General features: G+C 64.6%; 14 protein-coding genes, 1 tRNA gene and 2 pseudogenes. 7 read left to right on the forward strand and 10 right to left on the reverse strand.

Annotated features, from left to right (window positions below; all coding sequences use genetic code 11):
• The coding region (locus tag G5C51_RS32310) for a DUF1906 domain-containing protein (protein ID WP_338118380.1) at nucleotides 1-1,474 on the reverse strand (1,474 nt) is incomplete at its 3' end.
• A 612-nt stretch (nucleotides 1,475-2,086) separates the two neighbouring features.
• Between G5C51_RS32310 and G5C51_RS32315 the strand changes: the two genes are divergently transcribed.
• A complete protein-coding gene (locus G5C51_RS32315) occupies nucleotides 2,087-2,398 on the forward strand; it encodes a hypothetical protein (protein WP_165242634.1) in 312 nt (103 codons plus the stop codon).
• The gene (locus tag G5C51_RS32320) at nucleotides 2,395-2,646 is read left to right on the forward strand and encodes a hypothetical protein (protein WP_206314574.1); all 252 of its coding nucleotides are present in this window, start codon (nucleotides 2,395-2,397) and stop codon (nucleotides 2,644-2,646) included. The genes G5C51_RS32315 and G5C51_RS32320 overlap by 4 nt, the downstream gene beginning before the upstream one ends.
• An 11-nt stretch (nucleotides 2,647-2,657) precedes the next feature.
• Here G5C51_RS32320 and G5C51_RS32325 read toward each other — a convergent pair whose 3' ends face one another.
• Nucleotides 2,658-3,575, reverse strand: a complete 918-nt coding sequence (locus tag G5C51_RS32325; RefSeq protein ID WP_165242636.1) for a hypothetical protein — start codon at nucleotides 3,573-3,575, stop codon at nucleotides 2,658-2,660.
• A 326-nt stretch (nucleotides 3,576-3,901) separates the two neighbouring features.
• Between G5C51_RS32325 and G5C51_RS32330 the strand changes: the two genes are divergently transcribed.
• Complete coding sequence (locus G5C51_RS32330) at nucleotides 3,902-5,137, forward strand: helix-turn-helix domain-containing protein (protein ID WP_165242638.1); 1,236 nt, start codon at nucleotides 3,902-3,904, stop codon at nucleotides 5,135-5,137.
• A complete protein-coding gene (locus G5C51_RS32335; protein WP_338118381.1) occupies nucleotides 5,134-5,697 on the forward strand; it encodes a flavoprotein in 564 nt (187 codons plus the stop codon). The genes G5C51_RS32330 and G5C51_RS32335 overlap by 4 nt, the downstream gene beginning before the upstream one ends.
• A 444-nt stretch (nucleotides 5,698-6,141) precedes the next feature.
• On the opposite strand, the gene G5C51_RS32340 is transcribed toward G5C51_RS32335, so the two are convergent.
• The 4 genes from G5C51_RS32340 to G5C51_RS32355 all read right to left on the reverse strand — a co-directional run bounded on the left by G5C51_RS32340 (nucleotide 6,142) and on the right by G5C51_RS32355 (nucleotide 8,390).
• Entirely contained in the window at nucleotides 6,142-6,468 is a 327-nt protein-coding gene (locus G5C51_RS32340) for a hypothetical protein (RefSeq protein ID WP_165242642.1), read from the reverse strand.
• 100 nt (nucleotides 6,469-6,568) lie between these two features.
• A complete protein-coding gene (locus G5C51_RS32345; protein WP_165242644.1) occupies nucleotides 6,569-7,291 on the reverse strand; it encodes a hypothetical protein in 723 nt (240 codons plus the stop codon).
• 203 nt (nucleotides 7,292-7,494) lie between these two features.
• On the reverse strand, nucleotides 7,495-7,695 hold the full coding sequence (locus G5C51_RS32350) for a hypothetical protein (protein WP_165242646.1): 201 nt from the start codon (nucleotides 7,693-7,695) through the stop codon (nucleotides 7,495-7,497).
• A gap of 311 nt (nucleotides 7,696-8,006) precedes the next feature.
• Nucleotides 8,007-8,390, reverse strand: coding sequence for a GntR family transcriptional regulator (locus G5C51_RS32355; protein WP_165242648.1), 384 nt, complete (start codon nucleotides 8,388-8,390; stop codon nucleotides 8,007-8,009).
• A 621-nt stretch (nucleotides 8,391-9,011) separates the two neighbouring features.
• Between G5C51_RS32355 and G5C51_RS32360 the strand changes: the two genes are divergently transcribed.
• Complete coding sequence (locus G5C51_RS32360) at nucleotides 9,012-10,112, forward strand: tyrosine-type recombinase/integrase (RefSeq protein WP_165242650.1); 1,101 nt, start codon at nucleotides 9,012-9,014, stop codon at nucleotides 10,110-10,112.
• Nucleotides 10,113-11,075: 963 nt separating this feature from the next.
• On the opposite strand, the gene G5C51_RS32365 is transcribed toward G5C51_RS32360, so the two are convergent.
• Entirely contained in the window at nucleotides 11,076-11,999 is a 924-nt protein-coding gene (locus G5C51_RS32365; protein WP_165242652.1) for a hypothetical protein, read from the reverse strand.
• A 277-nt stretch (nucleotides 12,000-12,276) separates the two neighbouring features.
• On the opposite strand from G5C51_RS32365, the pseudogene G5C51_RS32370 reads away from it, so the two are divergent.
• Nucleotides 12,277-12,477: pseudogene (locus tag G5C51_RS32370) on the forward strand (ISL3 family transposase); the annotation flags it as partial.
• 51 nt (nucleotides 12,478-12,528) lie between these two features.
• Here G5C51_RS32370 and G5C51_RS32375 read toward each other — a convergent pair.
• The gene (locus G5C51_RS32375; protein ID WP_165242654.1) at nucleotides 12,529-13,038 is read right to left on the reverse strand and encodes a DinB family protein; all 510 of its coding nucleotides are present in this window, start codon (nucleotides 13,036-13,038) and stop codon (nucleotides 12,529-12,531) included.
• 163 nt (nucleotides 13,039-13,201) lie between these two features.
• Here G5C51_RS32375 and G5C51_RS32380 point away from each other — a divergent pair.
• A pseudogene (locus G5C51_RS32380) lies at nucleotides 13,202-13,378 on the forward strand (ISL3 family transposase); the annotation flags it as partial.
• Between the two features lie 42 nt (nucleotides 13,379-13,420).
• Here the strand turns inward: G5C51_RS32380 and G5C51_RS32385 are convergent.
• Together G5C51_RS32385 and G5C51_RS32390 are read right to left on the reverse strand one after the other, a co-directional pair.
• On the reverse strand, nucleotides 13,421-13,924 hold the full coding sequence (locus G5C51_RS32385; RefSeq protein ID WP_165242656.1) for a DUF3710 domain-containing protein: 504 nt from the start codon (nucleotides 13,922-13,924) through the stop codon (nucleotides 13,421-13,423).
• A 564-nt stretch (nucleotides 13,925-14,488) separates the two neighbouring features.
• Nucleotides 14,489-14,560 (reverse strand) — tRNA-Arg (locus G5C51_RS32390).
• Nucleotides 14,561-14,645: the final 85 nt, after the last annotated feature.

A 14,645-nucleotide genomic window follows, 5' to 3' on the forward strand; every position in this document is an offset into this window, starting at 1 on the left:
TGCCCCAGCGGGACAGGTAGTACGCCGATACGTACTGATTGGCCGGGCCCACATCCGGGTCGGTCTTCAGCCACCAGTGGTTGTAGTTGCCCGCACCGTCACGGATCTCGCGGCCCCACGCCTTGCAGTAGACGTAGTTGGTGGCCTTGTAGAGCGTGCCGGTCTGGGACGTCGACGTCGGCGAGGCGAACACCGGGGCGTCGGCGAAGGTATCCACCCAGTACTTCGAGGGCGTCGGTGGGGAGCCGGCGCCGACGTCGAGGTAGTTCCGGTCGATGTTGATCGAGACGCCGCCGTAGGTCTCTGTCACCTCACCCATGTACTGGTGGATGCGCTGGTGGTTTGCCCACATGTTCGCGGGGACGTACGAGCCGGTGTTGGTATCCGCGGCACCGTTCCACCAGGCGAAGTGGATGTGATCCACCCGCGTGTAGGCGGGGTTGTCGTACTCCGAGGCCGCGTCGCGGATGCCGGAGGAGGCGCTGGAGTAGACGCCCGACAGATAGCCGCCCGCGTGCAGGGCTTCGGTCCACCCGGAGAGGTAGGACAGCACGGCGGCCTTACAGGAGGCGTTCGAGGCGTAACCCTCGATATCCGAGTAGAGCGCGCTGCCCGCCGGGATGCCGAGCGACTGGGCGGCGGAGATGGAGCCGTTGGCGGCGTTCGCGCCCTGGGAGCGGGCGGTGCCCGGGTCGGACGACATCCGGCTGGAGAAGCTGGTGCACGGCGCCTGCAGCCCGACGTCCAGGGGGATCAGTCGCCAGCCCTTCGCGGTCTGGTTGCTCACCCACGAGGCGGTGAGGTTCGGCTGAGCACAGGCCCGCCAGCCGCCGCTGATATAGACGCCGACGGCGCGGTACGGGGAGCCTGCGAGCCAGGCGTCCATCGCACCTTGCGACGGGGCAGTACAGGCATCGAAGCCCTTGCCGGTGAAGTCACCGGGCTGCGGGCCTACGGCCTGGGGGGTGGCCAGAGGGGCACTGGGAATGGCCTTCTTGGGCTTGGCATCGTCGCTGATACGTGCGGTGCCCAGCACCTGTCGTACATGTCGTTCAGTGGCGGTGGTGTGGGCCGCGGTGACGAGGACACCGGCGTCCTCGACGGCCAGCCGGATTTCGGAGTTGCGGGACTTCGCATCCTTGAGTTCGCGGGCGGTGGCGCTGGTCATCCGGGTCAGGGGCTCGATGTGGAGTCCCTCGGTGCGGCCCTTGAGACCGGCCGGGCAGTCGGGTTCAGCACCGGCTGTGCCCAGATAGACGGCCGGGGTGTCGAACCGTATGCATGCCGTCGGATGCTGCTCCAGATCGACGACCCGCCAGTCGGCGGGCACCTGCACCCGGTATCCGTGGTACGAAACGGTGCGGACGGCATCGGCCGGATCGGCTGGGGCGGCTGGGGCAGCGGCGGTGAGTCCGGCCATGGTGATGGCGGCGGATATCACGACCGCGGCGAGTCTTCGGCGCTTGCTGGTCACTGACGAGCTCCTCCGTGGAATGGGGTGGTACGGGGAGAACGCGGAGCCTGTGGGACGGCCGGGACTCTAGCCAGGGCGGTGGATAGGTGGCCAACACCGTAAGTTGAGCGTTACGGCCGCAGTCGAGCGGGAGGGGCTACCGCAGCCCACTCGGAGGCCGACGCCGAGGACCTGGGGCGGCTGAGTGCCGCCGTCTGCCCCCGCGTACCGGCTTCCCAGCCGCGGAGGTTCTTGCTGTCGACGAGACCCCGCCGGCTTCGGCCACGCTCCGGCGCCGTCGAACAGAGCAAGCCGCCCGGCCGAGCCGTACTGCACACACGCAACGCAAAGACCCCGCACACAGCGAACTCGCTGGTCACGGGGTCTTTTGGCGCCTCATGAAGGGTGCCCCCGGCAGGATTCGAACCTGCGCACACGGCTCCGGAGTGAGCTGCTGCTACAGAACCAAACATGGCGCTGACCTGCCACTTCTCTTGATCGCGTTCGACGCGAGCGGCCCCTGTTTCACACCTGTTGCATAGGCCGCCGTGTGACGGTTCGCGGGACCCTCTGCCGGAGGCCACCGCAGCCCCGTACCGTAGCCATCAGAACCATGGATCTCGGAGGCCCCTCATGAGTGCCGACACGTGGACCATCGACAGCATCGCGCACGCGCTGCCGAGCGCGGAGCTCCGCCAGAACTTCCTGCGCGAAGTCCATCTCACGCCGCGCTCCGAACTTGATGCCGTGCTGGAGCGCTGGGAGCAGGTCGCGATCCGGTGGACGGAGGAGGAAGCACCTCGGATCGAGCGGGCACGAACCCACTACGCCGAGCACGGCACCTTGCCTCCGGAGTACGAGGGTGAGCCGGTCGAGGAAGCGCAGCGCAACTTCGAAGCGTGGCGGACCCGGATGCGCGAGCAGAAGGGCAGCAGCGCCGCGTGAGCTGGTCGTGGAAGATCGGCCCGCACGACTTCGACACCATCTCAGCCCTCCCCTCCGAAGCTCAACCCCCGCTGCTAGAGCTGATCGACGCCTTGGAGGCAGACCCGTACGCCTTATCTGAGCCGTACGGGATAGACGACGGCGTGACAAGGCAGGCCACGTTTGGGGACGTAGGCGTCTTGGTCTTTATGGCGAACCCGCGCACAGAGCGACTGACACCACTGAGCATCGTCTGGGCGGCAGAGTGACGCACGCATAGTCAGGTACTGTATTGCTGAACAAGGTCACATCGACGGCAATAACCCAATAGCGGCAGCATGGCAGAGTTCTTTTCCTCGAAAAATTCGTCGTCGAGCGGAAGGCCCAGTCCGGGGATCTCAAAAGGACTAACTATCCGCCGCTCAACCTCGATTACCGTATTGGCCTTACGACATTTCCAGCAGACGTACGGATCCTTGTCGTCACCGTCGGATAGCGCCTCATCCCGGATGACCGTTTGCAGCCTCTCCAGGCAGAACCGGCAGGCAGCATCGTTCTGCTCTATGGCCAATGCGTGCTGCTTACACCATGGACACCTGAAGAGTGGGTCACCCACCGCCCTAGCTTCCCTTGTAATCCGTTTCATCCGGCGGTCCACCAGGGATTCCACATACCTCAGGCTGCTCTGGACCTCCGGGAAGGTGTCAGCAAACTGGGCAGCTTCAGGCCCACTGAGCGATGGGGCCAGATGCTTTGTCGTGAAGTCTAGGAGAAAGTCCAGAACTTCAACAGCCAACGCTTCTACCGCATAGACAGATTGCGCATGGGCTCCGTAGTGCTGCAGGGAATTCCTATGCTGAGCAAGCGTCTTAACCCTCTTGCGAATCGAGTCCGGTATGTTGATCCCAACGATTCGGTCCAGCCGGTCTAGCGCCGCCTCAGCGCTGCAACTCTCAAACGCTCCGGACTTGAACGCATCAAGATTCGCCTTCCCCGGCTCCCGAAAAACGAGCGACCAATGCTCCTGGATCAGCCGAACCTTCAACAAGACTTCCATGGCAGCCTGAAGATGCAGAGTTGCATACTTCAACGATCCAGCACCCTCGGACTCTTCATCCTCCAGATAGCGCAACGCACTGAGCAGATAGTCAACTCCATTGAGGACTGGTGGAAAATCGAAGCCTTGGTCCTCCGCCACAAAACGCCCCCCAAATCAGGTGTTCCCGAATATCTAGGCTCGATGATGCCATGTGGGCAACCAGTCGCGAGCGCACTGCCGATTTCGCACTGATACGCCCGAACCTGCATACATTTACGCCGCCCTTCACCGGGCTATGGGTGAACAAGTTCCATAGCCACTTGGTGGCCGCAGAGCACATACAGGCCCGGACACTCCGTCCGGGCTGCCTGCGTCGCGATGGCCGACTCTGAGCTACGCGGCCCAAGCGCCGCGATCGTCATTCCGGCTCTCCCCGGCGATCGGTACCGTGGGAGTCGCCCCTACTTGGCAGGAGGCCATGCTGCATGCGCGGACTTGGAGATCACCTCAGCATCGGCGAGCGAATCGCGTTCTACCGCAAGCTCCGCGGCATGACCCAGGAAGTGCTCGCCGGTCTGGTGGGCCGGAGTACGGCCTGGCTTGAGAAGGCTGAGCGTGGCCGGCGGAAGCCGCCTAGCATCGACATGCTTGCCGACCTTGCCCGCTGCCTGCGGGTGCCCCTTGGGGACCTCATCGGGCAGCCGGTGCTGGTAGAGGACGAGAAGCAGCAAGACGACGTGCCCGCCGTGCGCGACGCGCTGATGAGCCCGCGGAGGCTTTCGCGGCTCCTCTTCGGTCCCGAAGCTGAGGTTCAACTGCCCACGCCGGCACCCGCGGCCACGCTCGTAGAGCGAGCGTGGGGCGACTATCAGGGCGGTCGGCTCGGCGCCGTAATCGCTGCCCTCCCGCGTTTGCTGCAGACGGCTCAGGAGCTTGAGGACCGGGCAGCCCGCGGCGGGGAGGATCGGCAGGCGTGCTGGGCGGTATCGGCTCGTACGCACCACCTCGCGTCCACCACTCTCGCGAAGATCGGGGAATCTGACATCTCGTGGCTGGCGGCCGAGCGCGCCATGCGCGCCGCTGACGAGTCGGATGATCCGCTGGTGCTCGCATCCGCAGCCCGCTCCGGAACCCACGCGCTGCTCGCGAACGGCCGCTACGACGACGCCTTGGAGCTGGGCGAGATGACCGCCAGGTGGCTCACTCCGCGGGTGAGCGACGACGACCCGGAGGCGTTAAGCCTGCTGGGAATGATCCGGCTGCGGGCGGCCGTGGCATCAGCGCGGCATCGCGACCGTACGACGACCACTCAGCTTCTCGCACAGGCCGAGGATCTCGCGGAGCAGCTCGGGTCGGGTGAGAACTACTGGCAGACCTGCTTCGGGCCCACGAACGTCCTGCTGCACCGCCTCGCAATCGAGCTGGACCTGAACAACGTCGCGTACGTCGTGGAGAAGGGCGACATCTCGGTTGACCACATGCCACACGAGCGCAGCGTGACCCACAGGATCGACTTCGCTCGCGCGCTCTCGTTCGTCGGCCGTGGCGACGACGCGTTCCAGGAGCTACGGAAGGCCGACCGGACAGCACCTCAGCTCGTACGGAACAATCCCAAGGTGAGGGAGACGCTGCGCGACCTTGTGCGGCAGTCTCCCGTGACGGCGGGCGGTCGTTCGTCGGATGTGTTCAAGATGGCGCAACAGTGCAGGGCGGTGCAGTGAGTCCAGACAAGCAACGGGTCCTCGGCGTTGTTGGGACGGCGGCCGGCGGGGTTGAAGTGCTCCGTACCGGACTCGTGGAACCAGCGCTTGAACGAGGCTGGCAGGTGGCCGTAACCCTCACTCCGGCGGCCGGGAGTTGGCTGCGAGCCAACGGCGAGGCCGAGCGGCTGGCGAAGGCGACCGGGTTTCCCGTCCGTGACGAACCCCGGCTTCCCGGAGACGAGCGACCGCATCCGCCCGTTGACTGCTACGTCGTGGCGCCGGCGAGCGCGAACACGGTGGCCAAGCTCGCGAACGGCATCGCAGACAACCAGGCGCTTACTCAGGTCAGCGAGGCGATCGGAACCCGCGGAGTGCCGGTGGTCGTCTTCCCGCGGGTCAACGCGGCCCACGCCCGCCACCCCGCCTGGGAGCGCAATCTGGAGACCCTGCGCTCGGCAGATGTGAAGCTGGTCTACGGGCCGGATGTCTGGCCGCTATTCGAGCCTCGTGATGCTCCGCCGAGGCGTCCGCTCCCATGGTCGTCCGTACTCGATTACGCCGAAGCAGCCACCGCCTGAGTACCTGTTTGCTATCCCGGACTCCGAGTAGCCTGACGGCCGTAGCGAGGTGATGTGGCCGAGGACGCCGGACGCCGGTGCCCGGTCTGCCGTGAGAGGCTGCGGCCGGGGTCGCGTACGGGCGCCGTCTACTGCTCGGCGGCGTGTCGCCCTTTGACGGATCACCGGTTCGGGCACGCCGGTCTTCGCGGAGGCCTCGTGCGCGTACACGAGCTCGTCTGGGTAACGGTGGCGGTCCACGTGATACCTCCCGAGCACGCGGAAACCCCCGGTACTCACCGGGGGTTTCAGTCACCCGTGGGTACACGTGTCCCGTCTGCGATCAATGTGACATGCCGGGCCAACGCTGGTCAAACAGGACCGGGAAACCGACGAACGGCGCAGGCACACTCGGCTCTGACGCCTCGCATACCTCAATGTCGCAGGACTCCACTACGGTGGCTCCTATGGATGCCGCCTGAAGGCATCGACCAGAACGCCATGAACCTCGGCCAGGAACTTGTCCTGGGACGTAGCTGATTCTACGGCCGTATCGAACAAGATCCGGAGGTCTGATGCGGATCCACCTCGAAGGGTGACGACTCGCTGATCGACGCCCTGCCCCGTACCTTTAGCACTGACCTTTAGGGCGACTTCATCGGCATCATTGAGCCGAAGCGAGAAACCAATGTTCGCTACAGAACTGGTGACTTCATCGCCAGTGAGAATCCACTCAAGCTTCTTTGCCGTAGTTGCGGCAAGCAATTCTTCGATCACATCCATGTCGGACATCTATCAGAGTCCCCCATTCTCGAAGGCGTGGCTCGCACGCCCTGGGCTCACGCCCCGTGGCAGGGTAGCGCGGCGTGAGCCCTAGACGCTAGGTTGCTGCCTAGTTCGTCTTGAAGCAGTCGGCCGCGTCGTCCAAGTAGGCAGGGAGTGACGACGAGCGCTCGTGCGGGTCCTCGGTCCACAGATGATTCGTGCACGTGTACACATTCGGAACACCCGGCGATGCTCGCTCGTAGTCGTAAGTGTAGATCTTCTTCCCGCTCTTGTTTGAATATCCGGACGTCCTGTTTCTGAAGTCGTACTTCTCGAAGTAGACCTTCTTGTCGTCGTACCTTCCCTGCCATTGCAGGCGGCGCCCCTCGAAGTACTTCTTCTGGTAGAAGCAGTACCAATCGTCGCCGAAGGCTTGAGTTGGGCAAGTGTCGGCCTTCATGGGGTCAACCGACGTCTGATCGCCTTGCTCATCTGCAGGGATCTCATCTCCGCTTTCATCAGAGAGTGCTGCAACCCCATAGGTTTCACCTGTCGGATCAATGTCCGACTCTTTGACGCCAGCCGACTTCGCCATCAATCTTACGGCGGCGACACTGCTGGGAGCCGCCTCTACTTCACCTGGACGCGGAAAGGCGAGAATTGCCCTACCCTCATCCCAGGCAATCTCGTAGCTGCTTATCTGCTGCGCCCCTTCTGTGCGGGCAAGTGCCTCATTAATCTGCTTCTGGAGCTCGTCAGCCTCGCTACCGGACGCCGATGAACCCATCAGGAGACTCGCACTGACAGCAGTGGCAGCGGAAATTGCGAGAAACTTCGCGCGATTTGTCATCACAGTGCCCCCCACGTGATTTCGCGTTGATAGGCAGAGTTCTATCACGGGCGGATGACCTTCGCCACACGCGCGAGTAACCTCTACAAGCGGAATGCCGACCCATCAAGTAGGGCAAGTTGCCGCAGGAAGTAGTGCCGCCGCATCGGGCCACCTCGTCACCTTCGCCGGTTGAAGGGTACGGCACGTGAAGCCCATCATGATCAGTTCCCCTTGCTGTGACGGAGTGCATAAAACTTCGAAAGTGTCCACCCGATGGCAACAATGGGGCCGATGAAGTGGACAGCCAATTGCACAGCGTTGGCTTGGACAGCGCCGATGATGCCCATAAGCCTGCCGCCTGCGAAGACGATGACGCCGATGATGCAGCCGCACAGCACCACGGCGACGACCAGCCACATCACGACTTACAGCATGAACGCGCGCCGTTGTGGCGACAGGCCGTTCTGCTCGGGCAGCTGGATCACGATCTGCCCAGAGCTCGAGAAACAGGTACTGATGGGCCGTCAACCCCGTTGACCTGCAAGGAAAGTGGGCTCGGACAGTATGTCCGGGCCCACTTTCGTTTTCGAGCGGATGCTGACTGGCATGTCGGAGCCCAACGCAAGTGCATCGGACAGGTTGAGCCTCAGCGCCGCTGAGATCGCTCGACTTCAGGCGAGCCTCCACGCCGCATGTGACGCGACGGAGGCGCTGCTGCGGCGAGCGGACGCCCTCACTTCTCGGCTTGCTGGCGACCCTCAACAAGTCGTTCCAGGTGATCCATCCGCTCACCGAGCTGCCGGAGCGCATCGTGAATGCCGCTGAGCTCGGTTGCGAGGGCGGTGTAAGCCGGGCTGCTGCCGGGCTCCGCCCCCAAGGGGACCGAGGGGTCACGTACGAAGGTGCCTCTCCCCTGCTGGCTGACCACGAGGCCCTCGTCTCGCAGCTGCCCGTACGCACTCTGCACGGTGTTGAGCTGGACCTTCAGCTGCTTGGCAAGGTCGCGGGCCGGCGTGAGGCGATCCCCCGGCAGATAGCGCTGATCACCGATTTCGCTGCGCAACTGCGCGGCGATCTGCTTCGCCGTGGGCTTCGGCGGAAGAGCGCTGAGATCCATGCCACGAGCCTAACTGGCCTAAGTCAATCTCGTCTGCTGCCCCCAAGCACTTGACACTTCGGATTGACTCAAGTCAATCTAAGGGCGCGTCCCGCTGGGTCTCACTGATACCCACTCAGGCGCACTCGTTGAACAACTCCACAGAGCGATCCGCCGCTTGGCTCCGACAGCTGGTCGGGCGTGGCGGGCGGAGACCAGCCGGCCGAGAAGGGGCGAGAGCCCGACGATCATCGAGGAGACACGCAACCGGCTCTAAGAACCGCGTGGGAGTACGAGCCCGCCACCTCAGACCTCCGGGAGGGATCTCCCTGGAGCGAGCGGGACCACGCGACGCGAGATTCCAGGCGGAATGGCGTTCCGCCGCAGGCGATGCCCCGTGTACCGCCTGTCGTCACGCCGGTAACGGCGTGTCGGCAGGGAGTCCGCACGGGCCCCGATCAAGCAAAGGCGGCGCCCCGAGCTTGCACCTCCGGACGCCGCCGCGCAGGCACCTGAGATGGAGGAAACCTGTGAACACCATCATCGCACCGCACATCCCCGTACCGGCCGGTACGCTGGCCGACCGCTGCAGCTAAAACCCGCGAGGGCCTGGCGGACGGACTGGCGACCGTCGCGCTCGCCATGGTGGAGACGGGCGACGGCGCCCCGTCGGCGACAGAACTTCGCCTCGCATTCCGCTGGGGCGTCGTTCCTGGCAGGGAGGAGCAGGACCCACCGGAGGAGCTTTCGCAGGCTTACCTCTGGCTGCTCAAGCGCTCCCTTCCCGTCCCCGCGCTTATGGATGCCAGCACGCTCCGACAAGTGCAGTACCGGCTGTCTTTCAAGCTGGATGGAAAAGAGGCTGGAGGTGAGACCACCCGGCGCAGGCGGCGCGTACTGAACACGGCTGTTGAGTACGCCGTCGAGGCCAAGGAGCTGCCGAGTAATCCGCTTGGCCCGATCAAGAAGGTGCAGCGCGGCTCTTCCGCCCGCGTGGACCCACGAGGGCTCGCGAACGCGTCGCAGTGGGCTCAGCTCCACACGGCCGTCTCGTACATCGGGACCTGGGAGCGGAACAAGGGCCGCCGCCTCATGGCGTTCTACGCGGTCCTGTATTACGCCGCTCTGAGGCCAAGCGAGGCAATTGCACTTCGGACCACGGACTGCACCCTCCCGAAGAAGGGATGGGGAATGCTCACCCTCCGGAAGTCCGCTCCGGCCTCTGGGAAACAGTGGACGGATTCCGGCGTCCGTCAGGAGCAGCGCGGCCTGAAGGCGCGTGCGGCCGACGAAGACCGCCCGGTGCCCATCCCGCCCGTCCTGGTGCAGCTGCTCCGCGAGCACATCAAGACGTTCGGGACCGCCAAGGACGGCCGGCTCTTCCAGAACGAGAGGGGCGGCACCGTAGGCACCTCGTACTACTGGCGCGTGTGGGACGACGCCCGCCAGCTCGCGCTCCCACCCGAGAAGCGAGACTCGCCGCTGGCTAAGCGGCCGTACGACCTGCGGCACACCTGCATCACCAAGTGGCTGAACGCCGGAGTGCCGCCGGCCGAGGTTGCCCGCCGGGTCGGGAACTCCCCCGAGGTGATCCACCGCGTCTATGAGGGCTGCATCGACGGCCATCAGGAAGCGCTGAACCGCAGGATCGAGGAGGCCCTCAGCGACGACGAGACCAGCGTCCAGAGCAAGGACGAGGAAGGTGACCAACCCGAGGGCGACCGGGGCACGGACGACCTGTAGTACGTTTCGCGCCTATGGTTCGCTGCTGGACATGATGCGCACTGCTACGAACGTTGCTGGCCAAGTTGTATCACCGTTGATCGTGGCTGCTCGTGAGGGCATTCTCGACCGCGACGCGTAAAAGACGCCACGAGCTTCGAGATCTCGGAAGCCGACGACGCGGAGCAGCCGGCCGTGAACCAGACTGAGCAGAAGGTGCCCGCCACCGCAGGCGTGTAGCCCGACACGATCAACGCGATGCCCGCTCCCTGCCGTGAGGAAGCGAGCATCGGTGCGCCTGCTGCCGAGCTGGGAGCTACCAGCAGTACCTCTCACATACAAGGAACCCACATGGGTACTCCACGAGCACCTCAGCACCTTGTCGGCCAATTCGTTCATCTGGGGGCAGCAGATCGCTGCCCCCAGACTGCTCTAGCGCTTCTTGCAACGACACTTCGGGCAGTGCTTCCGTTTCCGAGAAGTCGCCTTGCGACGCCTCCCGAACTGGACACCCCCCACAGTGACCTTGCCATCGATCATGATCACGGTAGCAACCGCAATCACCAGGACCAGAAGCTGCAAGACCGAATCTTGCATCGCTGTACTCCCTCAGCTGACGGTCCCCCCAGACCATCAGGTAAGGGGGGCCTATCCGCCATGCGCGGAGGAGGTCCATCTAGCCGGAACTTGACCAGTATTAACCACGGTGACGCATCCGCACCAGATGTCTGCATGTAATACACGCCATGGGCCACCAGCCCCACACCTGTCCGTGAGTTGGTAGCGGCGCAGCCCATGACTTGGACTCGCGCTCTGAGCTTGGGAAACACCGGCGATCTAGGGTGAATCTTCGGCCTGACCAGCAACAGTGACCCAAGGGCACTCTCGCGAACGGCTCGCTCGAACACCTCCGTTGACCGCTGTTCGCCGATCCATCTGGTGCGATCTGGTGCGGCACCGGCCAGACCTGAGGCTCGCCTGAGATCAGTCAAGGACTTCAGCAAGGAGTCGGCCGGCCAGGAGGTCACCGACGAACAACTCAAGGCTTCCGGCGAGAGTCGCTACTTCACGATGGTCGGGTCGCGGCACGCGCCCGTGGGTCAGCGCGCTGCGCATGTCGTAACAGCGAGTGAAGAATGCTGCCGGAGCTATGCCTCCGTACGTGCGAGGTTCTAGGGTGCGGGCCAGCCGCCGCCCGGCCTGTCCGATTGATTCAGCCTCTAGCCATGTGAGGCTCCCTCGTATTGAGGCCCGTTCCGACTGGGAGAGGTCCGTGTTGGCTTTGGTGGCCTCGATCATGGCGGTGACGTGCGCTCTGGCGGCATCCGAGCGGGGTTGGGGGGCGAGCAGGGTCTCGACCGCCATGGTCAGCATCAGAAGCTGTGTGTCCGCCGATGGCTGGAAGAAGGAGCCGCTGTACAGATCGAAGGCCAGCCGCTCAGGACCTCCCAGCGGGTCGTGAAGCTGAGCGGCCTGTGTGAGTACTAGGCGGTTCCGCTCCTCGGGCGGGCGCTTGCACCCCTCAAGGGTTGGCATCGTGACGAAGCGAAGGCCCGGTTGGTCCTCGAAGACCGTGACACCCGGCCAGTCTCCCAGCACAGGGTGTCCCACTCGCTCGGACAACCACGCCTCGCCGGCCCTGGTCAGAATTCCGGACGGCTTCCGATCCCCAAAGTCGGCAGCGAGATGGAACCGGGCGAAGGCACGACTAATAACGTCGCGCCATCGATCGCTTTCCAGGGCAGCTTCGTCCTGGGTGGCGTAACCCTCGCCGAGGAGTACGAGTTTGGTGGCGTCGCACAAGCGTTGGTCTTCGATCCCTGAGGGCTTCAGCCAAACCCGTCGCTCTCCTTCGTTCAGCAGGGAGAACTCGGTCTCAGTTAGCCCGAGCAGCGTCCGGCTCGGCATCGTGAAGGGGAGACGAAAGCAGTACACAGGCTCCCCCCTTGAAAGCATTGCCAGTTCGTTGTGAGCCTAGTGCTTCAGCTGACTCTCGTTGAAGGTAAGCGGAGGAACCTGTCAGGTGGGTGGCAGGGACTGGCCTGTGCCACACGATCTTGAAAACCGTCGTGGCAGCAATGTCACCGTGGGTTCAAATCCGGCTCTTCGCAGTTAAGGGTGTAGTCCGGTCGACGCGTCGGTGGCCGGGTAGGGGTCGAGGTCTCCCGAGGATGGGGGTGACTATGATCTCGGGCTCGAAGTGCTCGGGCAGCGGTTGGAGCCCGATCGGGCGATTCTCCGGTGCCGGGTTGTCGAGCCCGACAGATGGTGTCGTCGCTGCGGATGCCCTGGCGCGGCCAGGGACACGGTGGTCCGGCGGTTGGCGCACGAGCCGTTCGGGTGGCGGCCCACGGTGTTGGAGGTCAGCCTCCGCCGATACCGTTGTAACGCCGCCTCCGACGACCCGGAACACGGACCGACGACGCGCCGCGAGCCGTCAGTCGCCGACGCTGCCGTCGATCATCTCGCGCAGGATGTCCGCGTGGCCCGCGTGCCGGGCGGTCTCCACGATCACGTGCAGGTACATCCACGTCAGCTCCCTGCCCCGCGGTGTGGTGACGGCGTAGTCGAGGCTGTGCTGGGCGGCGATCTCGCGGGAGCGGTCGCACTCCGCCTGGTAGGCGGCGATGACGTCGTCGAGCTTCTCGTTCGGCTCCAGCCGCAGGTCGGCCTCCGGGTCTGCGTCGGTCCACGGCGGCGTGGGCAGCTCCGCGGCGGGGATCTGCCCGATCTGCTCGGCGAACCCGCCCAGTTCCACCCACCGCAGGTGTTTGATCAGGCCGCCGAGGTTGGTGCCGGTCGGCACCGGGCTGCGCCGGGCGTCCTCCTCCGACACCCCGCGGGCCTTGCGCACGACGGCGTCGCGCAGGTAATCCAGGAACGTCTCGAGCTGCTCGCGCTCGCTGGCGGCTAACACGCTGCCGAGGATCTCACCGGGTCTAGTCATGGCCGGAACATAGCAGGCGGGCCGACCCTCGCACCGGGGCTATTTTTGGGCTCTTCGCAGTCGCAGTTAAGGGTGTAGTCCAGTCGACGCGTCGGTGGCCGGGTAGGGGTCGAGGTCTCCCGAGGATGGAGGTGACTATGCCGTCCATCTGGAAGACCTCGACGTGTCTGACGCTACCTTCGCCCGCCCTGACCTGACCACGTTCGCTCGTCTTGATGATCTCGGGCTCGAAGTGCTCGGGCAGCGGTTGGAGCCCGATCGGGCGATTCTCCGGTGCCGGGTTGTCGAGCCCGACAAATGGTGTCGTCGCTGCGGATGCCAGGGCGCGGCCAGGGACACGTGTCTGCACGTGTGCTCGCCTGCGCTGCGACTCGGCGCATGGTCAGGCCGAGTCAACCGGCGGCCACTGCAATTCCATGTATGGACAGTCCGGCCCGACCCGGGTGGCGGGCTCGACGACTGTTGAGCCGAAGATCTCGTCAGCCCATGTATCGGCTGTTGCTGAGACAGCACCGCTGCCCCTGATGACCCCTCGCAGCAGCCAACCAGGGCCTTCGCGGCCCACGAACCTTACGTCCGTCATTTCTCCGTCTTCGCGAGGGGAGGTGACGGGGACGCGCGCCCGGATCTCGTGACCGTTCCGGCCGACCAACTCTGTGGCTGTGCCCCCACGCTGCAGAATTTGATCATGCAGTTCTGCCCGTGCATACCCCCAGGAATAGGCAGCGTCTATGTCAAATACCTGCAGCTGCAGGGCTGTCTGACCGTTCACCAGGGTGACAGCTGTCACGATGCCGTCGCCGTTGTGGACCGGCCTTACTTCCACATCTTCGGCACGTGGCAGCTTCAGCGGTCCTAGATCAACCCACCTGTCGGCATCACTCATTACCCCTCCCGAGCCGCACATTACCGCGCGGCCGGCGTGGAGAGACTTTGGACTGGAGCTGCCATCCGGCGAGAGATCATGAGGGCCTAAGCTGACCGGCGACGGGGCAGGATTCACCCCTGCCCGGAATTGACCCGGTGGCCCTCATGATCGTAGAGGCTCGCCGGATGGTGGCTGTCTAAAGTCTCGGAGCGCCGGCCGCCCCAGCCACGGGGTTCTTCTCTCTCAAGGTGGTCTAGGCCGAGGAAGCGCCCCGGCTGGGGCCGCGCCGCGCGGGCGGAACGCCTGAGCGCGAGCGCGAGCACCAGACGAGGGCGCGCGGCCCGCTTGCGGGCCGCCTTGACGAAGCAGAGAAACTTTGGTCGCCCTAGGACGAGCTGGGCACCCGATGCGAGGCCGAGAAAGGCGACGGAGCGGCGACCCACTCCCCCTTGCGCGTTTCACGCCTGTTGCACAGGCAGTGATAACCAACGACAACGACCCGGACTCAGTGGGACTGAGTCCGGGTCGTTGATCAAGGCATCTTCGCTGGTCAGCAGCCTATAAAGGCTGGTGATCGCGGAGTGCCCCCGGCAGGATTCGAACCTGCGCACACGGCTCCGGAGGCCGTTGCTCTATCCCCTGAGCTACGGGGGCGGACGTCGCCGTTGGGTGGCGACGGGTAGAACCTTACCAGCTGCGGTGGGGTGGCCGTGAACTGGTTATTTGGTGGGGGCGGTGG

The organism is Streptomyces coryli, from assembly GCF_011044975.1.
Classification (GTDB): Bacteria; Actinomycetota; Actinomycetes; order Streptomycetales; family Streptomycetaceae; genus Streptomyces; species Streptomyces coryli.